General features: G+C 70.1%; 20 protein-coding genes and 2 riboswitches. Of the genes, 12 read left to right on the top strand and 8 right to left on the bottom strand.

The annotated features are described in order from the left end of the window. Positions 1-235 precede the first annotated feature (235 nt). The 6 genes from ACH3VR_RS08635 to ACH3VR_RS08610 are packed head-to-tail and all read right to left on the bottom strand — an operon-like array spanning position 236 to position 6,980. Positions 236-1,207: a glycosyltransferase family 2 protein gene (locus ACH3VR_RS08635; RefSeq protein ID WP_396640346.1), complete on the bottom strand. Its 972-nt coding sequence runs from the start codon at positions 1,205-1,207 to the stop codon at positions 236-238. Continuing rightward, a complete protein-coding gene (locus ACH3VR_RS08630; RefSeq protein WP_396640466.1) occupies positions 1,204-2,349 on the bottom strand; it encodes a cysteine desulfurase family protein in 1,146 nt (381 codons plus the stop codon). The genes ACH3VR_RS08635 and ACH3VR_RS08630 overlap by 4 nt, the downstream gene beginning before the upstream one ends. Before the next feature lie 7 nt (positions 2,350-2,356). Next, positions 2,357-3,220 (bottom strand): carboxylating nicotinate-nucleotide diphosphorylase, encoded by an 864-nt coding sequence (gene nadC, locus ACH3VR_RS08625; RefSeq protein ID WP_396640345.1) that lies wholly within the window; start codon positions 3,218-3,220, stop codon positions 2,357-2,359. Beyond that, a complete protein-coding gene (gene nadB, locus ACH3VR_RS08620) occupies positions 3,220-4,866 on the bottom strand; it encodes an L-aspartate oxidase (protein WP_396640344.1) in 1,647 nt (548 codons plus the stop codon). Before nadB ends, nadC begins: the two co-directional genes overlap by 1 nt. Next, the gene (gene nadA / locus ACH3VR_RS08615; protein ID WP_396640343.1) at positions 4,863-6,212 is read right to left on the bottom strand and encodes a quinolinate synthase NadA; all 1,350 of its coding nucleotides are present in this window, start codon (positions 6,210-6,212) and stop codon (positions 4,863-4,865) included. The genes nadB and nadA overlap by 4 nt, the downstream gene beginning before the upstream one ends. Positions 6,213-6,224: 12 nt before the next feature. Then, positions 6,225-6,980, bottom strand: a complete 756-nt coding sequence (locus ACH3VR_RS08610) for an NUDIX hydrolase (protein WP_396640342.1) — start codon at positions 6,978-6,980, stop codon at positions 6,225-6,227. A 127-nt stretch (positions 6,981-7,107) separates the two neighbouring features. Between ACH3VR_RS08610 and ACH3VR_RS08605 the strand changes: the two genes are divergently transcribed. From ACH3VR_RS08605 to gcvP, 4 genes are all read left to right on the top strand, one after another. Beyond that, complete coding sequence (locus ACH3VR_RS08605) at positions 7,108-8,283, top strand: MarP family serine protease (RefSeq protein ID WP_396640341.1); 1,176 nt, start codon at positions 7,108-7,110, stop codon at positions 8,281-8,283. 94 nt (positions 8,284-8,377) lie between these two features. Continuing rightward, a riboswitch (glycine riboswitch) is annotated at positions 8,378-8,469 on the top strand. Beyond that, positions 8,470-8,571, top strand: a riboswitch (glycine riboswitch). Between the two features lie 48 nt (positions 8,572-8,619). Next, complete coding sequence (gene gcvT / locus ACH3VR_RS08600) at positions 8,620-9,741, top strand: glycine cleavage system aminomethyltransferase GcvT (protein WP_396640340.1); 1,122 nt, start codon at positions 8,620-8,622, stop codon at positions 9,739-9,741. After that, a complete protein-coding gene (gcvH, locus tag ACH3VR_RS08595) occupies positions 9,738-10,142 on the top strand; it encodes a glycine cleavage system protein GcvH (protein ID WP_396640339.1) in 405 nt (134 codons plus the stop codon). The genes gcvT and gcvH overlap by 4 nt, the downstream gene beginning before the upstream one ends. Next, positions 10,142-13,018: an aminomethyl-transferring glycine dehydrogenase gene (gene gcvP / locus ACH3VR_RS08590; protein ID WP_396640338.1), complete on the top strand. Its 2,877-nt coding sequence runs from the start codon at positions 10,142-10,144 to the stop codon at positions 13,016-13,018. The genes gcvH and gcvP overlap by 1 nt, the downstream gene beginning before the upstream one ends. A gap of 86 nt (positions 13,019-13,104) precedes the next feature. Here the strand turns inward: gcvP and ACH3VR_RS08585 are convergent, their stop codons facing one another. Both ACH3VR_RS08585 and ACH3VR_RS08580 read right to left on the bottom strand, forming a co-directional pair. After that, the gene (locus ACH3VR_RS08585) at positions 13,105-14,100 is read right to left on the bottom strand and encodes a type IV toxin-antitoxin system AbiEi family antitoxin domain-containing protein (RefSeq protein ID WP_396640337.1); all 996 of its coding nucleotides are present in this window, start codon (positions 14,098-14,100) and stop codon (positions 13,105-13,107) included. 201 nt (positions 14,101-14,301) lie between these two features. Next, positions 14,302-15,171, bottom strand: coding sequence for a CPBP family intramembrane glutamic endopeptidase (locus ACH3VR_RS08580; protein ID WP_396640336.1), 870 nt, complete (start codon positions 15,169-15,171; stop codon positions 14,302-14,304). A 145-nt stretch (positions 15,172-15,316) separates the two neighbouring features. On the opposite strand from ACH3VR_RS08580, the gene ACH3VR_RS08575 reads away from it, so the two are divergent. The 8 genes from ACH3VR_RS08575 (at position 15,317) to ACH3VR_RS08540 (ending at position 24,420) form a co-directional block, all read left to right on the top strand. Continuing rightward, positions 15,317-16,945: a peptide ABC transporter substrate-binding protein gene (locus tag ACH3VR_RS08575; protein ID WP_396640335.1), complete on the top strand. Its 1,629-nt coding sequence runs from the start codon at positions 15,317-15,319 to the stop codon at positions 16,943-16,945. Between the two features lie 157 nt (positions 16,946-17,102). Continuing rightward, a complete protein-coding gene (locus ACH3VR_RS08570) occupies positions 17,103-18,029 on the top strand; it encodes an ABC transporter permease (protein ID WP_396640333.1) in 927 nt (308 codons plus the stop codon). Beyond that, a complete protein-coding gene (locus ACH3VR_RS08565) occupies positions 18,022-18,972 on the top strand; it encodes an ABC transporter permease (RefSeq protein WP_396640331.1) in 951 nt (316 codons plus the stop codon). Before ACH3VR_RS08570 ends, ACH3VR_RS08565 begins: the two co-directional genes overlap by 8 nt. Further along, positions 18,969-20,642: a dipeptide ABC transporter ATP-binding protein gene (locus ACH3VR_RS08560; RefSeq protein WP_396640330.1), complete on the top strand. Its 1,674-nt coding sequence runs from the start codon at positions 18,969-18,971 to the stop codon at positions 20,640-20,642. The genes ACH3VR_RS08565 and ACH3VR_RS08560 overlap by 4 nt, the downstream gene beginning before the upstream one ends. Continuing rightward, entirely contained in the window at positions 20,639-21,214 is a 576-nt protein-coding gene (locus ACH3VR_RS08555) for a hypothetical protein (protein ID WP_396640329.1), read from the top strand. The genes ACH3VR_RS08560 and ACH3VR_RS08555 overlap by 4 nt, the downstream gene beginning before the upstream one ends. A gap of 150 nt (positions 21,215-21,364) precedes the next feature. Further along, positions 21,365-23,278, top strand: coding sequence for a translational GTPase TypA (gene typA / locus ACH3VR_RS08550; protein WP_396640328.1), 1,914 nt, complete (start codon positions 21,365-21,367; stop codon positions 23,276-23,278). A gap of 69 nt (positions 23,279-23,347) precedes the next feature. Next, positions 23,348-24,109, top strand: coding sequence for an AzlC family ABC transporter permease (locus tag ACH3VR_RS08545; RefSeq protein WP_396640327.1), 762 nt, complete (start codon positions 23,348-23,350; stop codon positions 24,107-24,109). After that, positions 24,106-24,420 carry an AzlD domain-containing protein gene (locus ACH3VR_RS08540; RefSeq protein ID WP_396640326.1) on the top strand — a complete coding sequence of 105 codons (315 nt, stop codon included), beginning with the start codon at positions 24,106-24,108 and terminating at the stop codon, positions 24,418-24,420. Before ACH3VR_RS08545 ends, ACH3VR_RS08540 begins: the two co-directional genes overlap by 4 nt. Positions 24,421-24,470 lie beyond the last annotated feature (50 nt).

Here is a 24,470-nt window from a genome sequence, read left to right as displayed (position 1 = left end):
ACTGACATGGAACACCCGTCCTCGTACGGCGGCGGGAAGAGGCTTGTGAGGATGCGGCATCCTGCCAGCGTCCGGGGCGTGCGCCTACGCCAACGGGATCACGTCTAATCTGTGGACTGCGCCGCCCGCGGAGCGGCTGGGGAGGTGACGACGACCCCGCGATCCGCCACAAGATGTGGCCACTCGACGTCGAGTGGCGCGATCTTCTGGCAACTCGCGATCCGGAGCCCGGCGCCTACCAGAGCCGGGCGGCGGCGGCGAGCGAGGCGGCCTCGTCGTCGAGCGACGCCGACGAGCCCCCGCGGGCCCAGAGATCACGCGTGAAGGAGCCGAGGGCACGGCGGTAGGCGTCGTCGGGATGCTCCTGCGCGAGGCGCACGAGCGGCGGGAGGTCCATCGCGAGGATGAGCTGCACCCGCTGCCTGACGGCGGCGCGGTGGCCGCCGCGCTCGAGCTCGGCGATGCCGCCGGACATGCCCTCGAGGTAGTCGCGCAGCACCGCGAGCGCGGACTTGCGCTGCGTGATCGACGAGCCGTCGGCGCGCTCGCGCCAGAGCGCGACGACGTCGGGCACCACGTCGAAGGCCCGCGCGGCCGAGTACATCCGCTGCGCCACGACCTGGTCCTCGTAGAGCCGGCCCACAGGGAATACCAGTCCCGTGCGGCGCCAGAACTCGACGCGGCTCACCTTCGACCAGGCGACGATGTTCGCGGATGCCGCGGGGTGCGCGTCGATCGTCGTGGCGCGTCGCTCGGGGTCCGTCGCGGCGGCGACCCACGGCTGGACGATCCCCGTCGTGTACCCGCCCTGCCCGTCGGGCCGCAGCCGCACGTACGCGCCGAGCGCGAAGTCGCTGCCGGTCTCGTCGAGCGTGCCGACGAGGCGCTCGAGCGCCGTCGGCGTGAACCGGTCGTCGGCGTCGAGGAACCCGACGAGGGGCGTGTCGACGAGCTCGAGGCCCGTGTTGCGGGCGGCGCCGAGCCCGAGTTGGCGGTCGTGCCGGATGAGCCGGAAACGCGGATCCCGCGCCGCGGCGTCCGCGAAGATGGCCCCTGTCCCGTCGGTCGAGGCGTCGTCGACGAGGATCGCGACCCAGTCCTCGCGGGTCTGTGCACGCAGGGAATCGAGTGCTTCGCCCGCGTAGGCCTCGACCTCGAATCCGGGAACGACGATCGTGACGGCGGCGCGGTCGCTCGGCAGGCTCACCCGCCCGATCGTACCGCCGCGACAGAGGCCGAGACCGCGTCGGCGACGGCATCCAGCGGCTGGCGCAGCTCGTGCGAGAACGTGAACCGCACCGCGGTCTGGGCCACCTCGGGCGGGATGCCCATGGCGACGAGCACGTGCGACGGCTCGTCGCTCCCGGCGGCGCACGCCGAACCGCTCGACGACACCACTCCGCGACGTTCCAGTTCGAGCAGCACCGCCTCGCCGCTCGTGCCCGCGAAGGTGAAGCTCGCGGTGCCGGGCAGGCGGTGCACGGGGTCGCCGGTCAACGCTGCGCTCGGCACCGCGGCGAGCACCCGCGCGACGAAGGCGTCTCGCCGGGACGACACGCGTGCGGCCGCCTCGACGCGCTCCGACTCGGCGAGGTCGAGCGCGGTCGCGAGCGCGACGGCGCCCGCGACGTCCTCCGTGCCGCTGCGCCGGCCGCGCTCCTGACCGCCGCCGTGCAGGAGCGGCTCGACCGGGATGCGCCCGCGCACCCCGAGAACCCCCGTGCCCTTCGGGGCGCCGATCTTGTGGCCCGCGATCGAGATCGCATCGAATCCGAGTTCCGCGGCGGAGAGGGGAAGCCAGCCGGCGGCCTGCACCGCATCGAGATGGAGCGGGATGCCGCGCGCCCGCGTGACGACGGCGATGGCCGCGGCATCCTGAACCGTCCCGACCTCGTTGTTCGCGTACCCGATGCTCACCAGGGCCGTGTCGTCGCGGAGGGCGTCGGCGACGGCGTCCGCCGAGACCCGCCCGAAGCCGTCGACGGGCACGTGCGTGACGTCGAACCCGTGCACGCGGGCGAGGTAGTCGCCGGACTCGAGGATCGCCTCGTGCTCGATCGGCGTCGTCACGAAATGCCTCGCATCGCGCTGCTGCTGCGCCGCGATCGCGATGCCCTTCACCGCGAGGTTGTCGGCCTCCGTGCCGCCCGACGTGAAGACGACGTCGCCGGCGCGCAAGCCGAGCACCCGCGCGACCCGCCGGCGGGCGTCGGCGAGCGCCTCGGCCGCGGCCTCACCGACGGTGTGGTGGCTCGACGCGTTGCCGAACCAGCGGGTCAGGTAGGGCATCATCGCGTCGAGGACTTCAGGCCGCACGGGCGTCGTCGCGGCGTTGTCGAAGTACAGCATCGACACGTCAGTCCTCCGCGACCTCGATGCGCACGTCGAGGCCGAGGTCGAGCGCGCGCGCCGAGTGGGTCAGCGCCCCGACCGAGATGACATCGACGCCGGTCTCGGCGATCGCCCGCACCGTCTCGAGGTTGACCCCGCCGGATGCCTCGACCGTCGCCCGGCCGGCGACGACCTCGACGCCGCGGCGCAGGTCGTCGAGAGAGAAGTTGTCGAGCATGATCGTGCCGATCCCGGCCGCGAGCACGGGCTCGATCTGGTCGAGGCGGTCGACCTCGACCTCGACGTGGGTCGTGTGGGGCAGGCGCGAGATCGCGGCCCTCAGCGCCTCGGTCACATCGGCGTGCTTCTGGGCCAGCACGGCAAGGTGGTTGTCCTTGGCCATGACAGCGTCGGAGAGCGAGTAGCGGTGGTTGTGGCCGCCGCCGTTGACGACGGCGTGCCGCTCGAAGGCGCGCAGTCCCGGCGTCGTCTTGCGCGTGTCCGCGATGCGCGCGCCGGTGTGGGCGACCTCCGCGACGTAGCGTCCCGTGATGGTCGCGATGCCCGACATCCGCTGCACGAAGTTGAGGCCGATGCGCTCGGCCGTCAGCACGGAGCGGGCGGGACCCGACACGACGGCGAGGACGGCGCCCGGCTCGAACCACTCGCCGTCCTCGACGACGAGCTGCACCTGCACCTGCGGATCGGTCAGGCGGAAGGCGGCTTCGAACACGGCGCCGCCGCTGAAGACGCCCGCCTCGCGAGCCGAGAGGTCGGCCCGTGCGACGGCGTTCTCAGGGATGAGGTACTCGCTCGTGAGGTCTCCCCACGGCGCGTCCTCTTCGAGGGCGGCGGCGACGACGCGGTCGATCGTGGCGTGGGTGAGCATCAGGCGACCTCTCGTCGCCCGGTGCCACTCGTCGGAATCGCCCGCGGTGCACGCAGAGCGGCATCCCGCTCCGCCGTCCGATGAGCCGTGACCGAGAAGTCGTCGCGGCGGAAGTGCGCGCCGACGGACTCCCCCCGGGCGAGCGCCGCGGCGACGAGCCGCTCGGCGACGACGAGGAGGTTCTCGTCCTCGAACTCGGCCTCGGTGTGCGGCGTGCGCGCCGCCGCGCGCCACGCCGCGATGACGGATGCCGCGTGCGTGAGCCCGGCTTCGTCGCGCACGAGTCCCGCGTCCTCCCAGAGGAGGTGCTGCAGGGCGTCGCGCGTGAAGTCGGGGGCTTGCCCGAAGCCACCGCCGCCGCCCGAACCCACACTCGGGGTGCGGGGGTCGGCCACGGAGTGTGGGGTCGCACCGACCAGGGGCCACATGCCGGAGGCGAGGTCGGCCGTGATCGTGTCACCGGCTCGCGCGCCGAACACCGCGCCCTCGAGCAGCGAGTTCGACGCGAGTCGGTTGGCGCCGTGCACGCCCGTGCGGGCGACCTCCCCGACCGCGTAGAGGCCCGGGAGCGACGTGCGGCCGAACAGGTCGGTCGTGACGCCGCCCATGAGGTAGTGCGCGGCCGGCGTGACCGGGATCGGCTCGCGCGCCCAGTCGAGGCCGCGCTCGCGCACGGCTCGGTCGATCGTGGGGAAGCGGTGCGCGAGGAAGTCGGCGCGTTCCTCGTAGGTCGGGCGCAGGTGCGTCGCGTCGAGGAACACCGGGCGGCCGTCCTGCCGCTCCATCTGGTACGCGATGGCGCGGGCCACGACGTCGCGCGGCGCGAGCTCGCCGTCGGGATGCGCGTCGAACGCGAAGCGGCGGCCGCGCTCGTCGACGAGGGTCGCGCCCTCGCCGCGAACGGCCTCCGAGACCAGGAAGGCGTCGCCGATGCCGATGATCGTCGGATGGAACTGGAAGAACTCGAGGTCGCTCACCGCGACGCCCGCGCGGAGGGCCGCCGCGATGCCGTCGCCCGTCGCAACGGGCGGGTTCGTCGTGTACGCGTAAAGCTCGCCGGCGCCGCCCGTCGCCAGCACGACGGCGTCGCCGGTCAGCGTCTCGCGCCGCCCCAAGGCGTCGGGCCCGTCGCCGACGAGCAGCTCCACTCCCGCTGCGCGACCGTCGCGCACGACGAGATCGACGAGGAACGCATGCTCGATCACGTCGACCTCGCTCGCGCGGAGCCGGGCGACGAGCGCCTTCTCGATGGCCGTGCCCGTGGCATCCCCTCCGGAATGCAGGATGCGCGGATACGAGTGCGCCGCCTCGAGACCCTTGAGGAAGTCGCCGTCGGGGTCGCGGTCGAACGAGACGCCGAGATCGACGAGCTCGCGGATGCGCGCCGGCCCCTCCTCGGCGAGCACCCGGACCGCGGCGGGATCGCCGAGGCCTGCGCCCGCGATGAGCGTGTCGCGGATGTGGTCCTCCACGCGGTCGTCGTCGAACATGACGCCGGCGATGCCGCCCTGCGCGAAGCGCGTGTTGGCGTGCTCGAGCACGTCCTTCGTGACGAGGGTGACGCGGCAGCCATGCTCGACGGCGTGCAGCGCAGTGATCAGCCCGGCGATGCCGCTGCCCACGACGAGCACTCGAGGCGGTGTCATGACGCGTTCTCCCAGTCGGCCGCCGGCGCTGCCGGGGGCTTCGCCGCGAGCATGCGCTCGAGCGCGAGACGGGCGGGCTCGGCGACGTCGGAGGTGACCGTGATGCGGTTGAGCACCTCGCCGTCGACGAGACCCTCGAGCACCCAGGCGAGGTAGCCGGGGTGGATGCGGTACATGGTCGAGCACGGGCACACGACGGGGTCGAGGCAGAAGATCGTGTGCTCGGGGTGGTCGGCCGCGAGGCGCTGCACGAGGTTGACCTCGGTGCCGATCGCGAAGGTCGTGGGCTCGGTCGCCCCCTCGATCGCGCGGCGGATGTAGTCGGTCGAGCCCGACTCGTCTGCGGCATCGACGACGGCCATGGGGCACTCGGGGTGCACGATGACGCGGACGCCGGGGTGCTCGGCGCGCGCCTTGTCGATCTGGTCGACCGAGAAGCGGCGGTGCACGGAGCAGAAGCCGTGCCACAGGATGACCCGCGCGTCGGCGAGCTCCGCGGCGGACGAGCCGCCGAGCGGCTTGTTCGGGTTCCACATCGGCATCTGCTCGAGGGGGACCCCCATCGCCTTGGCGGTGTTGCGGCCGAGGTGCTGGTCGGGGAAGAACAGCACGCGGCGCCCGCGCTGGAAGGCCCACTCGAGCACCGTGCGCGCGTTGGACGACGTGCAGACGATGCCGCCATGCCGTCCGACGAACCCCTTGATCGCAGCGGACGAGTTCATGTACGTGACGGGGATCACCGGCACGAGACCGTCCGCGTCGGCCTGGTCCATGTCGCCGTAGACGTCTTCGAGCTGTTCCCAGCACTCCTCGACCTGGTCGATGTCGGCCATGTCGGCCATCGAGCAGCCGGCGGCGAGGTTGGGGAGGATGACCGCCTGCGACGGCGTCGACAGCAGGTCGGCGGTCTCCGCCATGAAGTGCACGCCGCAGAAGACGATGGCTTCCGCCTCGGGGTGCTCGAGCGCCGCATTCGCGAGCTGAAACGAGTCGCCCACGTAGTCGGCGTGCTGCACGACCTCTTCGCGCTGGTAGAAGTGCCCGAGCACGACGACACGCTCGCCGAGGGTGGCCTTCGCGGCGCGGATGCGCGCGTCGAGCTCTTCGTCGGAGGCATCCCGATACTCCTGCGGCAGCTCGCCCTGGCGAGGCGAGCCCGTGGGGATGACGTCGCCCATCGACGCGCCGGGGCCGTAGCCGGGGCGGATGTCGAAGTCCCACGGACCTGCGGCGAGGTCGGTGTTGCAGGTCTCGCCGGTGGAGACACCCGAGACGATCGCCTGGATCTCGTGGTCGACCGAGGGGTCGATGGGGCGGGGCTGAAGCGTGATGTTGACAGCGGGCATGTCGGACTCGATTCAGTGGCGGACGGAGAGCGGGCCGCGTTCGGCGAGCTCCACGTCGCGGTTGTAGCGATAGAGACGGGCGGGCCGGTGGCTGCCCGTGCGGAAGCGATCGGTGGGGATGAGGGTTCCCGAGTTCTCCACCTGGCGGCGGAAGTTCGCGGGATCGAGACGGCGGCCGAGGATCGACTCGTACACCTCTCGAAGGTCGGCGAGCGTGAACTCGTCGGCGAGCAGGCCATGCGCGATGCGGCTGTAGCCGACCTTGTTGCGCAGGCGCCAGAGCGCGTAATCGACGATCTCGTTGTGGTCGAACGCGAGACGCGGGAGGGATGCCGCATCGAACCACCCAGTATTTTCCAGGGCGCTCGCGGGCGCATTCCGGGTTGCACTATCGGGCGCGTCCTTCGTCCGGTCGATGAGCTCGGTCGAGGCGGCGTCGGCGCGCAGGAGCGCCCAGTAGACGATCGACACGACGCGGGAGGGGGAGCGGTCGACGGCTCCGAACGCGTAGAGCTGCTCGAGATAGCTCGGCGCAAGACCGGTCGTCTCGGAGAGGGTGCGGGATGCCGCGGCATCCAGGCTCTCGGCACCGTCGAGCCAGCCGCCCGGCAGCGCCCACAGACCCTCGTAGGGATCGCGCGTGCGGCGCACGAGCGGCAGCACGAGGGTGGGCGAGTCGCTCTCGCGGCGCAGGCTGAAGATCACGGTCGACACGGCGACGCGCGTGACGTCGTCCGCGGCGTCTTCCGCCGTCTGCGCTGGGGTCATGGTTGTTCTTGTCATGCTGACTCTAACTAACGCTCATCATCTTAGAGTCATTCCGACCAGAACACCAAACGGGCGCTCCCCAGGATCGGCACGTAGCCTTGCACTCCACGGCGGGAGGGAGGTCAGCGTGGTCGTCGTCGACGTCGTCCTCATCGTCGTGCTGATCCTCGCTGTACTCGTCGGGGCCCAGCGCGGCCTCGTCGCGAGCGCCGGCACGCTGCTCGGCCTGCTCGCCGGCGGTATCGCCGCGTACTGGCTCGCGCCGATCGTCAACGACGCGTGGCCGTGGCAGGTGTGGCGCCCGTTCGTGGTGCTCGTGCTCGTCCTCGCACTCCTGGCGACGGGTGGCGCCCTCGGTGCGACGATCGGCGCCGCGCTGCGCCGCGGCGTCGACCGCACGACGCCGCTGCGAGTCGTCGACCGCGTGCTGGGTTCCCTCGCGAGCGTCATCGTCGCAGCCCTCGCCCTGTCGCTCGTCGGTTCGAGCATCGCCGCGACCGGGGCGCCCACCCTCGCGCCGGCGATCGCGTCGTCACAGGTGCTCCGCACGATCGACCGCCTCACGCCTCCGCCGGTCGCCGAGGCGCTCGCGCAGCTGCGCTCCGTCGTGCTCGGCGATGCCCTGCCGCGCTTCGGCAACCTCCTCGGCGGCGTCGCGTCTCCGACGCAGCCGCCGATCGACCTCGCCGATCCCGATCTCGAGCGCGCCGCGGCATCCGTGGTACGCGTGTCGGGCACCGCGTACGCGTGCGGCATCAGCTCGACCGGCTCGGGTTTCGTGATCGCCGACGACCGCGTCGTCACGAACGCCCACGTCGTGGCGGGCGTCGACGCGCCCGTGGTCGAGGTGCCGGGCGGCGCGGCGCGCGAGGGCCGGATCGTGTACTTCGATCCCGTGAACGACCTCGCCCTCATCGCGGTGGACGGGCTCGACGCGGCGCCGCTGCGGCTCGGCTCGACCCTCACCCCGGGCGCGGCCGCCGTCGTTCAGGGCTATCCGTACGGAGGCCCGTTCACCCAGACCAACGCCGACGTCCTCTCGACGGGCACCGTCGAGATGCCCGACATCTACTCGACCCGCACGGAGCCCAGGGAGATCTACTCCCTCCAGGCCGCCGTGCGGCCGGGCAATTCGGGTGGGCCGCTCCTCACGGGAGACGGCGTCGTCGCGGGCATCGTGTTCGCGCGGGGCGAGAACGACGACAGCCGCGGCTACGCGATGACGATGGCCGAGCTCGACCCCGTCGCGCAGGAAGCGCCCGGGCTCGACGCGCCCGTGTCCACGGGAGCCTGCACGGGCTGACCGCCGCCACGCCGGCGCGGCGCGCTGTCCACACGCAAGGGCGGGAATCCCCTCCGCCGGTTATGCTGGGACCGCAAAATCGAAGACAGGCCGCATGACGTGTGCGGGAGAGCCCCGGCCCCGGCCGGGCACCGAAGGAGCAAGCCTCCCCGCCAATCTCTCAGGTCCGCGTACCGCCCACGTCCGGCCGCTCTGGAAAGCGGTGCTCGCGCACCCGCCGACGGTGAAAGTCCCGACATCCCACGATGTCCGAGGCGAAGCTCTCAGGCTCGAGACAGAGGGGGAGTTCCTCGGACGCCGATGCGGCGCCCGCCCGACCGCGACCGGGAGAACTCGATGACAGACCCCCGTTACACCCCGCTGCGAGAGCGCCATGAGGCGCTCGGCGCGGCCTTCACCGACTTCGGCGGCTGGGCCATGCCCGTACGCTACACGTCCGACCTCGCCGAGCACCGCGCCGTGCGCGAGGCGGCGGGACTCTTCGACATCTCGCACATGGCCGAGTTCGTCGTCGAGGGACGCCAGGCCGGTGCCTTCCTCGACTATGCGCTCGCCGGGCGCCTCTCGGTGCTCGCCGACGACCAGGCCAAGTACAGCCTCGTGCTCGACGCGTCGGGCGGCATCGTCGACGACGTCATCGTCTACTGCCAGCATCCCGAGCGCTTCATCGTGGTCGCGAATGCCGGGAATCGGGATGCCGTCGCGGCGGCCTTCGCCGACCGCTCGGGTGGGTTCGACGTCGACGTCGAGGACTGGACCGACCGCATCGCCCTCATCGCCGTGCAGGGGCCGGCCTCGCAGCGGATCCTCGAGGCCACCCCCGAGCTCGCCGACTACTCCGCGCCGCTCGGCGACCTCAAGTACTACCGCATGACGCACGCGACGTTCACGGCCGGCGGCGAGTCGTCGCCTGTGCACATCGGCCGCACCGGCTACACCGGTGAGGACGGCTTCGAGGTGTTCGTCCGCTGGGACGACGCCGCCCTGCTGTGGGACGCCCTGCTGCGCGCCGGCGAGCCGTTCGGCCTCGTGCCGGCCGGACTCGCGGCGCGCGACACGCTGCGCCTCGAGGCGGGCATGCCGCTCTACGGCCACGAGCTGTCGCTCGCCATGGTTCCCGCGCAGGCCGGTCTCGGCCGCGTCGTCGTCGCCGACAAGGAGCGCTTCGTCGGCAAGGAGGGCCTCGCCGCCGTCGACGTCGCGAGCGTGCCCGTGCTCGTCGGCCTCACGGCGGAAGGCAAGCGCGCCGGCCGCGCCGGCTACGGCATCTTCGACGGCGAGACGCGGGTCGGCGAGATCACGAGCGGCGCGCTGAGCCCGACCCTCGGGCATCCCATCGCCATGGCCTACGTCTCACCGACCGTGAGCGCTCCCGGAACCGAACTCACCATCGACGTGCGAGGCACGCGCATTCCTGCGACCGTGACCGCCCTTCCCTTCTACAGGAGGACAAAATGACCGATCTCGACAGCCTCAAGTACACCGAGGAGCACGAGTGGATCTCCGTCGACGGTGACCCTTCGGCAGGCTCAGGGCAGGCGATAGCCACCGTCGGCATCACCGACTACGCCGCCGACAAGCTCGGCGACGTTGTCTACGTCGAACTTCCCGCCGTCGACTCGGGCGTCACCTCGGGCGAGGTCTGCGGCGAGATCGAGTCGACGAAGTCGGTCGGCGAGCTCTACGCGCCGCTCACCGGCGACGTCGTCGCGATCAACGACGCGGTCGTCGACGACCCGTCGCTGGTCAACTCCGACCCGTACGGCGACGGCTGGCTCGTGAAGCTGCGCGTCGACGCATCCGCCGTCGCGGGCCTGCTCGACCGCGCGGCCTACGTCGCACTCACCGAAGGCGCGTGATGACGGGGTCCTTCCAGGAGCGCCACATCGGAACGGATGCCGCTGCGCAGCGCACGATGCTCGACGCGCTCGGGTACGACACGATCGACGCGCTCGTCAAGACGGCGGTGCCGGCATCCATTCATCTCGCGGCCCGCGAGACGACCGACATCCCGCCTGCCGCGACCGAGGCGGAGGCCCTCGCCGAGCTGCGCGTGCTCGCGTCGCAGAACCGCGCGGCGCGCCCCATGATCGGCCTCGGGTACTACGACACGATCACGCCGTCGGTCATCGCGCGGAACGTGCTGGAGAACCCCTCCTGGTACACGGCCTATACGCCGTACCAGCCCGAGATCTCGCAGGGCCGGCTCGAGGCGCTCATCAACTTCCAGACGATGGTCACCGACCTCACGGGCCTCGACACGGCGAACGCGTCGATGCTCGACGAGTCCACGGCGGTCGTCGAGGGGATGCTCGTCGCGCGGCGCGCCTCGAAGTCGGCCTCCCACGTGTTCGCCGTCGACGCCGACGCGATGCCCCAGACGAAGGCGCTCCTCCACGCCCGCGCCGGCGCCGTCGGCATCGAGCTCGTCGAGGTCGACTTCGCCCGCGGCGGGACGCTGCCCGACGAGCTCTTCGGAACGCTCGTGCAGTACCCCGGCGCGTCCGGCCGCGTGTGGGACCCGAGCGGCGTCATCGACGCCACGCACGTCGCGGGCGGCCTCGTCGTCGCGGCGGCCGACCTGCTCGCGCTCACGCTCCTCGCATCGCCGGGCTCGCTCGGCGCGGACGTCGCCGTCGGCACGACCCAGCGCTTCGGCGTGCCGCTCGGCTTCGGCGGTCCGCACGCCGGCTACATGGCGGTGCGGTCGGGCCTGGAGCGCCAGCTTCCGGGGCGCCTCGTGGGCGTGTCGGTGGATGCCGCGGGCAAGCCCGCCTACCGCCTGTCGCTGCAGACGCGCGAGCAGCACATCCGCCGCGAGAAGGCGACCTCGAACATCTGCACGGCGCAGGTGCTCCTGGCCGTCATGGCCGCGATGTACGCCGTGTATCACGGGCCCTCGGGGCTTCGCGCGATCGCGTCGGATGCTGCACGCAAGGCCGAGGCGCTCGCGGAGCGCCTGCGCGAGTACGACCTCCACCTCGTGTCGGACTCGTTCTTCGACACGATCCGCGTCGTCACGCCCGGTCCGTCGCAGCGCGTCATCGAGCGCGCCCGGTCGAAGGGGTATCAGCTGCACTGGGTCGATGATGCGACCGTCGGGGTCTCGGTCGACGAGACGACGACGCAGGGCGACCTCGCCGCCGTCGCGTGGGCGTTCGGCCTGCCCGAGGCCGACGAGCACGACGTGCGCGACATCCCGTTCTCTTCGGCGACGCCCCTTGCGGCGGTGCCGCCGGCGCTGCTGCGCGCCGACGACTACCTCGTGCACCCCGTCTTCAACACGCACCGCTCCGAGACGGCCATGATGCGGTACCTCAAGCAGCTCGCCGACCGCGACTACGCGCTCGACCGCGGCATGATCCCGCTCGGATCGTGCACCATGAAGCTCAACGCGGCGACCGAGATGGCGGCCGTGTCGTGGCCGGAGTTCTCGCGTGTGCACCCGTTCGCCCCCGAAGCCGACGTGCACGGCTACCTCGCCATGATCGAGCAGCTCGAGGTGTGGCTGGCCGAGGTCACCGGCTACGACGCCGTCTCGCTGCAGCCGAACGCCGGGTCGCAGGGCGAGCTCGCGGGCCTGCTCGCGATCCGCGGCTACCACCACGCCAACGGCGAGGCCGAGCGCACGGTGTGCCTCATCCCGTCGTCGGCGCACGGGACGAACGCCGCCTCCGCAGTGCTCGCGGGTATGAAGGTCGTCGTCGTCGCCTGCGACGAGGCCGGCAACGTCGACCTCGACGACCTGCGCGCCAAGATCGGGGTGCACGCTTCGTCGCTCGCGGCCTTGATGATCACGTACCCGTCGACGCACGGCGTGTACGAGCACGATGTGCTCGAGATCACGCAGGCCGTGCACGACGCGGGCGGGCAGGTCTACGTGGACGGCGCCAACCTCAACGCCCTCCTCGGCTTCGCGCGCTTCGGCGACCTCGGGGGAGACGTCTCGCACCTCAACCTGCACAAGACGTTCGCGATCCCGCATGGCGGCGGTGGACCCGGCGTCGGGCCCGTCGCGGCCAAAGCGCATCTCGCGCCGTTCCTGCCGGGGCATCCCTTCTCGCAGCGCAAGGACCACGCGGGCGGCGTGTTCCAGGGCGGCGCCGTGTCGGCGGCGCCGCACGGCTCCGCCGGCATCCTGCCGATCTCGTGGGCGTACCTGCGGATGATGGGTGCTGAGGGGCTTCGGGATGCCACCGCAACCGCTGTGCTCGCGGCGAACTACATCGCGGTCAGGCTGAAGGACCACTACCCCGTGCTGTACGCCGGCGAGGGCGGTCTTGTGGCGCACGAGTGCATCCTCGACCTGCGGCCGCTGCGCGAGGAGACGGGCGTGACGGTCGACGACGTCGCCAAGCGCCTCATCGACTACGGCTTCCACGCCCCGACGATGTCGTTCCCGGTCGCCGGGACGCTCATGGTCGAGCCGACCGAGTCGGAGGACCTCGCCGAGATCGAGCGCTTCATCGAGGCGATGATCGCGATCCGCGCCGAGGCCCAGGCCGTGGCGGCAGGGGAGTGGCCCGCCGACGACAGCCCCCTCGTGAACGCTCCGCACACGGCCGAGTCCGTCGTGGTGGGGGATTGGCCGCACCCGTACTCCCGCGAGACGGCGGTCTACCCCCTGGCGTCGCTCGTGCGCACGAAGTACTGGCCGCCGGTGCGCCGGATCGACCAGGCCTACGGCGACCGCAACCTCGTGTGCGCCTGCCCGCCGGTGGAGGCCTTCGCCTGACCCGGCCCGGCCGGCGAAACACTGAGCCTCCATCTGACTGCCGAGAGCGTGGGTGACACCCGCGCTCTCGGCAATCCAGTGGAGGCTCACGGCTGGGAGGCGGTGGGGCTGACGCGGTGAGGCGCGGATGGTGCCACAGCGCGTCGGAGCGAGAACAACGGCACCGGATTCTCGGGACGGATCGGGCGCAGACCGTGTCCGAGGAGGAGAGTCCGCAACGGGTCGACCGTGGTGGCCTCGTACCACCCCCAATGGGCGACCGCTTTCAGCTGCGTTCGCAGACGGGCATCCCGGACTCGCTGGCGCTTCAAGATGTCCGTCGGGCTACCGAATCGGCCGTCGTACTTGAGGTCTCCGTCGGCTTCTCCTGCCACGCGGAGATCAGGCCAGAGGAAGTCAGGTCGGTCCTCGTCCACTGTCGACGCTCGAAGGGTGACTTGCAGCTCCGGCGGGGGAAAGCCCAACCACTCGATGACCGCCCGGCTCACCGATTCGACAGCAGTGGCGGCGAGCGGTGTCGCTGCGCTGAGGGGCCAGCGCGCGATCGCGCGTCCGCGCTTGCTCGACCGCGCCTCGTTGTTCGCGACGAAGTTCGCCACGCCGAGCCGCGGGTCCAAGCGGAGCGCTCCGTCGGCGACGGACAACCCGATCGCCGGGTGTCGAGAGCGAGCCAGGTCGACGGCTGTGTCCGCGACGCTCGTGAGCAGCATCCCGCTCACTTCGATGAGCTCGCGATCCCCGGTCCAGTTGTGCACTCGCACGCCGGCGATGAGCCGTGCGGTGGTTCCCGGCGAGGCCAGAACGTGCACCACTGTCGGGTCGCCGAAGATCGGCAGCCCCAGGAGCGCGGCTGCCGACTCGTGGCTGAACACGGCATCGGGGCGGAGCAGCGCGACCGCGTGGACACGCGCGAGATAACGCTCCCACGGCGCGAGCTTCTCCCATTCGAGCGCCGCAGCGTAAACGCCTGCACGGACTCGCACCAGCTCGCTCCGCCGGACGCCGCGCTCCGGATGGCTGATGTCGGCGAACCGTAGCAGGGCGATGGGGCTCGGCATGATTGCGGGCAGTGTCTGCAGCATCCCGACACTCTCGTCGGAGTCGGAGCGAGCGTCCCGCTCGCCGCCTGATCCTCGTGCATATCCCGCCCGCCGCGCGCGATGTGGAGGAGCGGCCGGCTTGCCCCGGAGACCGTGAGCCTTCATACGACTGCCGAGCACGCGGGGGACACCCACGCTCTCGGCAGTCAGGTGGAGGCTCACGGTTTGCGCCCCCGCGCCGGGTCAGGAGGCGGGGGAGAGGGACGGGGTCGGGGAAGGGGACGGAGCCGCGGGGGGAGGGCCGAACACACCGGGCCACAGGGCGGCGGCGACGGGGTAGCCGACGAATGCGACGACGTCGAGCAGCGTGTGGGCGATGACGAGCGGCATCACGCGGCCCCAGCGCTTGTAGCACCAGCCGAACACGACGCCCATCACGAAGTTGCCGACGATCGCGCCGAAGCCCTGGTACGCGTGGTACGCGCCGCGCAGCGCCGCGGTCGAGAGGATGATCGCCCACCAGTTCCAGCCGAGCCGGCGCAGCCGGTCGAACAGGTACGCGACGAAGATGATCTCCTCCGTCAGGCCGGCCCTGATCGCGGAGAGCACGAGCAGCGGGATCGTCCACCACGCGGCATCCAGCGGCGACGCCACGACCGCGACCGTGATCCCCAGTGCGCGTCCGACGGCATACAGGGCGAGTCCCGGCACGCCGATGATCAGGAAGAGCAGGATGCCGCGACCGAGGTCGCCGCCGAACCTCGTGAAGTCCAGTCCGATGCGACGCAGCGCGTTGCCGCCGGGCTCCCAGAGGAGGTACACGACCAGACCCACGATGGCGAGCGCGAAGAAGATCGACAGCACCTGGTAGAGGACGTCCCAGAAGACCGCGGTGTCGCGTGACGGGTTGAGCTGGGTCTGCTGCTGCGAGATCGGCGTCGAGACGAGATAGCGCCGCACGAGGGTCAGCACGGAGTACAGCGCGGACTGTCCGACGCTGATCGCCAGGACGAGGGCGATCTCCCAGCGGAGTCTCAGTCGGGTCGAGCGGTCGATCGGCGAAAATGCGCCATCTGCTCGGCGAGGCGTGTCCACGTCGCCACATTGCCACATCCGGACCGATTTGAGTAAAGGGTATGTAACGGTTGTGGAAGGGCGGTAGAGCATTGGGTTAATCCGGCTTATCGTGTCTTGGATCCCTCAGCACGCCGAACCCGGTGTGCGTGAGGGCGCATCGATCCCTTGCACAGGAGGACAAGTGAAGCGCAACAAGTTGGCCCTTGCGGGCCTCGCGCTGTTGAGCGTCGGCGGGCTGATGCTCGCCGGCTGCACGAGCGGCGGCGGCACGACGGCGACCGAGACCAGTACTGGTTCGAGCTCCGCCATCATCAAGACGGACGGCACCGAGCCGGAGAACCCGCTTCTCCCCGCCGACACCAACGAGGTCGGCGGTGGCCGCATCCTCGACTCGATCTTCGCCGGCCTGCTCTACTACGACAAGGACGGCAAGGCCGTCAACGACATGGCCGACTCGATCACGGTCGAGGACGAGGACACCGTCGCGGTCAAGCTCAAGGAGGGCCAGAAGTTCACCAACGGTGAAGAGGTCACGGCTGACAGCTTCATCAAGGCGTGGAACTACGGCGCCCAGATCTCGAACGCCCAGCAGAACCAGTCGTGGTTCTCGGACATCGTCGGCTTCAGCGCCGACGCCGACTCCGACCTCACCGGTCTGAAGAAGCAGGACGACCTCAACTTCACGATCGACCTGAGCTCGCCGGTCGCGGCGGACTTCGCTCTGCGCCTCGGCTACTCGGCGTACTACCCGCTGCCCTCGGTCGCCTACGACGACATCGCGGCGTACGGCGAGAACCCGATCGGCAACGGCCCGTACAAGCTCGCCGGCGACGGCGCGTGGCAGCACAACGTCCAGATGGACGTCGTCAAGAACGACGACTACAAGGGCGGCCGCCAGGCGAAGAACGGCGGCGTGACGTTCGTCTTCTACGCGACGCAGGATGCGGCGTACGCCGACCTCCTCGCCGGCAACGTCGACGTCATCGAGGGCGTGCCCCCGACAGCGCTCGCGACGTTCGAGTCCGACCTGGGCGACCGCGCCGTCAACCAGCCGGCCGCGATCTTCCAGTCGTTCACCATCCCGCAGAACCTCCCGCACTTCAGCGGCGAGGAGGGCAAGCTGCGTCGTGCCGCGATCTCGCACGCGATCAACCGCAAGGAGATCACGGACAAGATCTTCAACGGCACCCGCACCCCGGCCTCCGACTTCACGTCGCCGGTCATCGAGGGCTGGTCCGACTCGATCAAGGGCTCTGACGTCCTCGACTACGACACCAAGGCCGCCAAGGACCTGTGGGCCAAGGCCGACGCCATCTCCCCGTGGGACGGCACGTTCCAGATCGCGTACAACTCGGACGGCGGCCACCAGCCGTGGGTCGACGCTGTGACCAACTCGATCAAGAACACGCTCGGCATCGAGGCGTCGGGTGCTCCGTACGTCGACTTCGCGTCGTTGCGCAAGGACGTCAACGACCGCACGATCAAGACGGCGTTCCGCTCGGGCTGGCAGGCCGACTACCCCGGTCTGTACAACTTCCTCGCGCCGCTGTACGTGACGGGCGCCGGCTCGAACGACGGCGACTACTCGAACCCCGAGGTCGACAAGCTCGTCGCCGAGGGTGCCGCTGCCGCCGACCTCGAGGCCGCGAACAAGAAGTACGTCGCGGCGCAGGAGATCCTGTTCCAGGACCTCCCGGCCGTCCCGCTGTGGTACTCCAACGTGACCGGCGGCTTCGCCGACACGGTGCAGAACGTGGCGTACGGCTGGAACTCGGTTCCGCTCTACTACGAGATCACGAAGAGCGAATAAGCTCCAACTGATCGCTCCCGCGAGGCGGTGACGATTCGTCACCGCCTCGCGGTCTGTCGTGAGGGCGTTGCATCTCGCCACCTCGAGATGCACGCTCATGGATAGATGCCACGACGCGGATCGCGTTCGCGGTATCGCAACAGCGGAGGGAGTGCGGATGTTCGCCTACATCCTCAAACGCCTGCTGCAGATCATCCCGGTCTTCTTCGGGGCGACTCTGCTCATCTACTTCATGGTCTTCGCCATGCCCGGAGACCCCATCGCGGCACTGTTCGGCGACAAGCCGCCGTCGCCGCAGCTGCTCGCGCAGATCCGCGCCGAGTACCACCTGGACCAGCCCTTCATCGTCCAGTACTTCTACTACATCGTCGGGATCTTCCAGGGGAACATGGGAGTGACCTACTCGGGCCAATCGGTCAACGACGTCCTGGCCCGGACGCTCCCCGTCACGGCGCGTCTCGCGATCATGGCGATCGCGATCGAGTTCACGCTGGCGATCATCGTCGGGACCATCTCGGCCCTCCGCAAGGGCAAGATCTTCGACAACACGTCGCTGGTGATCTCGCTGATCTTCCTCGCGACGCCGATCTTCGTGCTGTGCTTCGTGGCCCAGTACTTCCTCGCGATCCAGTGGGGATGGTTCAAACCCACCGTGGGCGCGCAGAACGACTGGGGCGACCTGTGGCTTCCCGCCATCGTCCTCGGCGTGAGCCTGTTCGCGACGAGCATGCGCCTCATGCGCGGCTCTGTCATCGACACCCTCAACCAGGACTGGGTGCGCACCGCCTACAGCAAGGGCCTGTCGCGTCGACGCGTCATCCCCGTCCACACGCTGCGCAACTCGCTCATCCCCGTCATCACCAACAGCGCGACCAACTTCGGCGTGCTGCTGGTCGGTGCGACGGTCACCGAGGCCATCTTCAACATCCCCGGGGTGGGCAACACGCTGTTCCATGCCACGCAGCAGCACCAGGGCCCCACGATCGTCTCGTTCGTGACGGTCTTCGTCATCATCTACGTCCTGGTCAACCTCGTCGTCGACCTCGGATACGGCCTGCTCGACCCGAGGATCCGCTATGTCTGATCAGCCACGCTCTGCCGACCATTTCGTCGCGCCCATCAAGGACGTCGTCGTCGACGTCGACTCCGTCAAGGTCACCGCGGCGAAGCCGCGCAGCCTCTGGTCGGACGCCTGGCGCGACCTCCGCAAGCGGCCCGTCTTCTGGATCTCGGTCGCGATCCTCATCGTCGTGATGCTCATGGCGATCTGGCCGACCCTGTTCACGCAGGTGCCGCCCAACGACCAGTGCTACCTCGAGAACAGCAATGCGGGGCCGGAGCCGGGGCACCCCCTCGGGTTCACCTTCCAGGGCTGCGACATCTGGTCTCGCATCGTGTGGGGCGCGCGCACGTCGCTCGTCGTCGGGGTGCTCGCCACCCTGATCGGCTCGTCCATCGGACTCGTCATGGGCGCCATCGGCGGGTTCTACGGCGGCTCGCTCGACTCCGTGCTCTCTCGCGTCGGCGACATCTTCTTCTCGATCCCCTACATCCTCGCGGCGGTCGTCGTCATGACGGTCTTCTCGCAGGGACGGAACATGGTGACCCTCGCCTTCGCGATCGGTGGTTTCGCGTGGGCGGCGACGGCGCGCGTCGTGCGGGCCGAGGTGCTCCGCGTACGACAGGCGGACTTCGTGACGGCGTCACGGGCGCTGGGCCTCTCGCGGTTCCGCACGCTCGTCTCGCACGTCGTCCCCAACGCCATCGCACCGCTCATCGTCGTGTCGACCCTGAGCCTCGCCGGCGCGATCGTCGCGGAGGCGACCCTCGCGTTCCTCGGTGTCGGGCTCGGCAGCAACGTCATGTCCTGGGGCAACGACATCTCCCAGGCGCAGACGTCGCTGCGCGTCGCACCCATGGCGCTCATCTACCCGTCGATCGCGCTGACCGTCACGGTGCTCGCGTTCATCCTGCTGGGCGAACTCATCCGAGATGCCCTCGACCCGAGAGCGAGGGCTCGCCGATGAGCGGCACGCTTACCACTCCGCTGATCAGCGTCCGCGATCTGCGGATCGCGTTCGAGTCGCAGTCGGGCCAGCGGGAGGTCATCCACGGGATCGACTTCGACATCTTCCCCGGCGAGACGCTCGCCATCGTGGGGGAGTCCGGATCGGGCAAGTCGACGACGGCTTCCGCGATCATCGGACTGCTCCCCGGCACGGGCCACGTCACGAGCGGGAGCATCACGCTCGACGGGCGCGACCTGACGAACCTCACGTCGCGCCAGATGGAGCGCGTGCGCGGTCGCGACATCGGGTATGTGCCGCAGGACCCGATGTCGAACCTCAACCCCGTGTGGAGCATCGGCTTCCAGGTCAAGGAGACCGTGCGCGCCAACGGCATCGCCTCGAGCAAGAGCGATGTCGAGGCCCGTGCGGTCGAGGTGCTCAAGCAGGCCGGCCTGTCCGACGCCGAGAAGCGGATGAACCAGTATCCGCACCAGTTCTCCGGCGGCATGCGTCAGCGCGCCCTCATCAGCATCGGCCTCGCGGCCGACCCTCAGCTGCTGATCGCGGACGAGCCCACCTCGGCGCTCGACGTCACGGTGCAGCGGGTCATCCTCGACTACATGGCGAAGCTCACGAGCGAGAAGGGCACCTCGGTGCTCCTGATCACGCACGACCTCGGCCTCGCGGCCGAGCGGGCCGAGCGCATCATCGTCATGAAGGACGGCGAGATCGTGGAGGCGGGTCCCAGCCGTAAGATCCTGGAGAACCCGATCCACCCCTACACGCGCCGCCTCGTGGCTTCCGCGCCGAGCATCGCCTCGCAGCGGATCCAGGCTGTCGTGGAGGACCGGGACGAGATCCAGACGTCCGACGAACCAGCGGAGGCGATCCCGACGCTGCGAGTCCGCGACCTGACGAAGGACTACAGCATCCGTCAGGGCGGTTTCCGCCGTGCCGAGCCGTTCCGGGCCGTCGACTCCGTGTCGTTCGACATCCAGCGCGGCAAGACCCTCGCCGTCGTCGGCGAGTCCGGGTCGGGCAAGTCGACGATCGCGAAGATGGTGCTCCAGCTCGAAACGCCGACCTCGGGCACGATCGAGATCGACGGCAAGGACACCGCGACGCTCTCCAAGCGTGAGACGTTCCGCCTGCGCAGCCGCATGCAGCCCGTCTTCCAGGACCCCTACGGCTCGATCGACCCGATGCGCAACATCGGGAACACCATCGCGGAGCCGCTGAACATCCATCGCGTGGGCGACCGCAAGTCCCGCCGCGAGCGCGTGAGCGAGCTCCTCGACCAGGTGGCTCTCCCGCAGGAAGTGGCGACGAGGTACGCGAACGAGTTGTCCGGCGGCCAGCGGCAGCGCGTCGCGATCGCCCGAGCGCTCGCGCTCAAGCCCGACATCGTCGTGCTCGATGAAGCGGTCTCTGCGCTCGACGTGCTCGTGCAGGATCAGATCCTGAAGCTCCTGGCAGACCTCCAGGGCGAGCTCGATCTGACCTATCTGTTCATCACCCACGACCTCGCCGTCGTCCGCGTCGCCGCCGACGATGTGGTGGTGATGGAGCGCGGACGCCTCGTGGAGCAGGGCACCGTCGACGAGATCTTCAGCAACCCGGCGGAGGCGTACACGCAGCGACTGCTCGACGCCATCCCGGGTGCGTCGATTCCGCTCGGCGGCCGATGACGCAACTGCCCGGCGGCGGCCGGCCACGCACATTCCGGTCTGGCACAGCCATCTTCGGAATGCTCGGGTCGGTCGTCGTCGCGGCGCTGCTTCTGATCGACGCCTTCGTGCGCGGCGGTTTCGTGGAGGGCATGCTCATCACGCCGTGGGTGCTTCTCGTGCTCTGGGGCGTGTACGTCTTCTTCTATGCGCCGAATGTGCGGACGGATGCCTCAGGCATCCGTCTGCACAACGTGCTGACCATCATCGACATCCCGTGGGGTCGCGTGGCGGACGTCCGCCTGCGCTGGCAGGTCGAGGTCGTGCTCGAGGACGGCCGGGTCGTCAGCGGCTTCGGGGGACCCACGCGCGGTCGAGCGACGAAGCGGCGATCGATCGCCGCGGAGACGGACGAGTCCACTCCACCCGCCCCGGTCCGCGAAGTCGGTCTGATCCAGGAAGAGTGGAATCGGGCGCGAGAGCGCGGCACCGACGACGCACCGATGCGGCGCCGCGCCGACGTCGTCGCGCTGATCGCCTTCGCGGTCATCGCGGCGTGGTGCATCATCGCCGTGGTCGTCGCCTACGGCTAGATGGATCGCGGCCACCCCGAGTGAGCACGTCGAGGCTCGCGAGCGCCTCACGGGCGCCTTTCGGGCTCCTGCGATAGTCTGGGAGGGCCGGTTCTCTCGATGTACTCGGGAACCGATGACCTCTTCCCCTCTTCGCAAGGACTTTCCCTCATGGCGCGCGCTCTCCGCCCCGACCTCCGTAACGTCGCGATCGTCGCGCACGTCGACCACGGCAAGACCACTCTCGTCGACGCCATGCTGCGCCAGACCGGCTCATTCGGCGAGCACGCTCACGTCGAAGAGCGCGCGATGGACTCGAACGACCTCGAGCGCGAGAAGGGCATCACGATCCTCGCCAAGAACACGGCGATCACCTACAACGGCGCGCACACCGACGAGCCCGTGACGATCAACGTCATCGACACGCCGGGCCACGCCGACTTCGGCGGCGAGGTCGAGCGCGGTCTCTCGATGGTCGACGGCGTCGTGCTGCTCGTCGACGCGAGCGAGGGCCCGCTCCCGCAGACGCGCTTCGTGCTGCGCAAGGCGCTCGAGGCCAAGCTGCCCGTCATCCTCCTGGTCAACAAGACCGACCGCCCCGACGCGCGCATCGCCGAGGTGGAAGAAGAGAGCCACGATCTGCTGCTCGGGCTCGCGTCCGACCTCCACGAGGACGTCCCCGATCTCGACATCGACGCCCTCCTCGACGTCCCCGTCGTGTACGCCTCGGGCCGTGCCGGCGCGGCGTCCCGCACCCGTCCGGCCAACGGCGACCTGCCCGACAACGATGACCTCGAGCCTCTCTTCGCGGCGATCCTCGAGCATGTCCCCGCTCCGACGTACGACGACGAGGCGCCCCTCCAGGCGTGGGTCACGAACCTCGACTCGAGCCCCTTCCTCGGCCGTCTCGCGCTGCTGCGCGTCTTCAACGGCACGCTGAAGAAGGGCCAGACGGTCGCCTGGGTGCGCCACGACGGCTCGCACTCGAACGCCCGCATCACGGAGCTCCTCAAGACCCGCGCCCTCGAGCGCTACCCCGCGGAGTCGGCCGGCCCCGGCGACATCGTCGCGATCGCCGGCATCGAGGAGATCACGATCGGCGAGACGATCGCCGACCCCGAAGACGTGCGCCCCCTGCCGGCGATCCACGTCGACGACCCCGCCATCTCGATGACGATCGGCACGAACACGTCGCCGCTCGTCGGCAAGGTGAAGGGTCACAAGCTCACGGCGCGCATGGTCAAGGACCGCCTCGACCGCGAGCTCGTCGGCAACGTCTCGCTCAAGGTCGTCGACATCGGACGTCCCGACGCGTGGGAGGTGCAGGGCCGCGGCGAGCTCGCCCTCGCGATCCTCGTCGAGAACATGCGCCGAGAAGGCTTCGAGCTCACCGTCGGCAAGCCCCAGGTCGTCACCCGGAAGGGCGAGGACGGCAAGGTCAAGGAGCCGTACGAGCACCTCACGATCGACGCGCCCGAAGAGTACCTCGGCGCCATCACGCAGCTCATGGCCGGGCGCAAGGGCCGCATGGACACGATGGTCAACCACGGCACCGGCTGGGTGCGCATGGAATTCATCGTGCCGTCGCGCGGTCTCATCGGCTTCCGCACCGAGTTCCTCTCGACGACCCGCGGCACGGGCATCGCGAACGCGATCTCGCACGGCTACGACGACTGGGCGGGGCACATCGTCGCCCGTCAGAACGGCTCGATCGTCGCCGACCGCTCGGGTGTCGCCACGCCGTTCGCGATGATCGCGCTGCAGGAGCGCATGAGCTTCTTCGTGCAGCCCACGGAAGAGGTCTACGAGGGAATGGTCGTCGGCGAGAACTCGCGCGCCGACGACATGGACGTGAACATCACGAAGGAGAAGAAGCTCACGAACATGCGGTCCTCGACCGCGGACGCGTTCGAGTCGATGACTCCTCCGCGCCAGCTCTCGCTCGAGGAGAGCCTCGAGTTCGCGCGCGACGACGAATGCGTCGAGGTCACGCCCGAGAAGGTGCGCATCCGCAAGGTCGTGCTCGACGCGACCGAGCGCGGCCGCGCCGCGTCGCGCCTGAAGCGGCAGGACGCCAACGCCTGACGGTCCGACGGCCACGGATGGCAGAGCGGCCCGCTCCGGGTCGCGCTGACCGTCGGTAGGCTCGAACGGGTGACGCTCAGCCCGCATTTCGACGACGCCCCCGCGGCCGGCGAGGCGCGCCGCGCCGGCCGCCAGGGTCTGGGCGTCGCGCTCGCGACGAGCGCCTACGGCATCTCGTTCGGCGCGCTCGCGGTCACGGCGGGGCTCGACGTGTGGCAGACCTGCGTCCTGAGCCTCGTGATGTTCACGGGGGGCTCGCAGTTCGCGTTCGTGGGCGTCATCGGCGCGGGGGGCCTCGCCGCGGCTCCCGCCGCGATCGCCTCCGCGGCACTGCTCGGCGTGCGCAACGCCGCCTACGGCATGCGCATGTCGCCCGTCATCGGCGGCGCATTCTGGAAGCGCGCCGCGGCGTCGCAGTTCACGATCGACGAGTCCACCGCCGTGTCGCTCGCCCAGACGACCCGACACGCGCGTCTCGTCGGCTTCTGGGTCACAGGCCTCGCCATCTACGTCGGATGGAACATCTCCACTCTTGCCGGCGCGCTGCTCGGCGACGTGCTCGGCGATCCCAAGGCATACGGATTGGATGCCGCGGCGGCGGCCGCCTTCCTCGCGCTGCTGTGGCCAAGGCTCCGCCGACGCCAGGCCATCGCCGTGGGCGTGGCGGCAGCCGTCGTCGCGACGGCGCTGACGCCCGTGCTCATGCCCGGTCTTCCCGTGCTCATCGCGGCGGTCGTCGCGATCGTCGTGGGCTGGTTCAACTGGCTCGGGGACGCCGGCACGCCGCCGGACGAGCCGGTCGACGTGGCCGAGCGAGAGGGGATGCCGTGACCCTCTGGACCGCGGTGCTCGCGGCATCCATCATCTGCGTTGCCTGGAAGACGCTCGGCTACCTCGTGCCGCCCGCCGTGCTCGAGGCTCCGCGACCCGCGCGCATCGCCGACCTGCTGACGGTCGCCCTGCTCGGCGCGCTCGTCGCGGTGCAGACTCTCGGGGCGGGGCAGGCGATCGTCGTCGACGCGCGCGTGCCGGCGGTCATCGTCGCGGCGGGCCTGCTCCTTCTGCGGGCGCCGTTCCTCGTCGTCGTCGCGGCGGCGGCGCTCGTGGCGGCCCTCCTGCGCCTGTGGGGCTGGGCGGTCTGACCGCCTCGCACTCTGGGAAGCCGGAAAGGATCGCGCAGGTACCATCGGGG

The sequence above is a fragment of the Microbacterium alkaliflavum genome (assembly GCF_044325405.1).
Taxonomy (GTDB): domain Bacteria; phylum Actinomycetota; class Actinomycetes; order Actinomycetales; family Microbacteriaceae; genus Microbacterium; species Microbacterium alkaliflavum.
Note: the sequence above shows the minus strand (reverse complement) of the source record. Positions and strands in the feature narration are given on the sequence as shown.

What these genes read in the sequence shown, in the direction of transcription:
- ACH3VR_RS08630 (WP_396640466.1), bottom strand. Translation starts at nt 2,349, where the DNA reads ATGCTGTACTTCGACAACGCCGCGACGACGCCCGTGCGGCCTGAAGTC.
- nadC (WP_396640345.1), bottom strand. Translation starts at nt 3,220, where the DNA reads ATGCTCACCCACGCCACGATCGACCGCGTCGTCGCCGCCGCCCTCGAA.
- nadB (WP_396640344.1), bottom strand. Translation starts at nt 4,866, where the DNA reads ATGACACCGCCTCGAGTGCTCGTCGTGGGCAGCGGCATCGCCGGGCTG.
- nadA (WP_396640343.1), bottom strand. Translation starts at nt 6,212, where the DNA reads ATGCCCGCTGTCAACATCACGCTTCAGCCCCGCCCCATCGACCCCTCG.
- ACH3VR_RS08610 (WP_396640342.1), bottom strand. Translation starts at nt 6,980, where the DNA reads ATGACCCCAGCGCAGACGGCGGAAGACGCCGCGGACGACGTCACGCGC.
- gcvT (WP_396640340.1), top strand. Translation starts at nt 8,620, where the DNA reads ATGACAGACCCCCGTTACACCCCGCTGCGAGAGCGCCATGAGGCGCTC.
- gcvH (WP_396640339.1), top strand. Translation starts at nt 9,738, where the DNA reads ATGACCGATCTCGACAGCCTCAAGTACACCGAGGAGCACGAGTGGATC.
- gcvP (WP_396640338.1), top strand. Translation starts at nt 10,142, where the DNA reads ATGACGGGGTCCTTCCAGGAGCGCCACATCGGAACGGATGCCGCTGCG.
- ACH3VR_RS08585 (WP_396640337.1), bottom strand. Translation starts at nt 14,100, where the DNA reads ATGCTGCAGACACTGCCCGCAATCATGCCGAGCCCCATCGCCCTGCTA.
- ACH3VR_RS08580 (WP_396640336.1), bottom strand. Translation starts at nt 15,171, where the DNA reads ATGTGGCAATGTGGCGACGTGGACACGCCTCGCCGAGCAGATGGCGCA.
- ACH3VR_RS08570 (WP_396640333.1), top strand. Translation starts at nt 17,103, where the DNA reads ATGTTCGCCTACATCCTCAAACGCCTGCTGCAGATCATCCCGGTCTTC.
- ACH3VR_RS08565 (WP_396640331.1), top strand. Translation starts at nt 18,022, where the DNA reads ATGTCTGATCAGCCACGCTCTGCCGACCATTTCGTCGCGCCCATCAAG.
- ACH3VR_RS08560 (WP_396640330.1), top strand. Translation starts at nt 18,969, where the DNA reads ATGAGCGGCACGCTTACCACTCCGCTGATCAGCGTCCGCGATCTGCGG.
- ACH3VR_RS08555 (WP_396640329.1), top strand. Translation starts at nt 20,639, where the DNA reads ATGACGCAACTGCCCGGCGGCGGCCGGCCACGCACATTCCGGTCTGGC.
- typA (WP_396640328.1), top strand. Translation starts at nt 21,365, where the DNA reads ATGGCGCGCGCTCTCCGCCCCGACCTCCGTAACGTCGCGATCGTCGCG.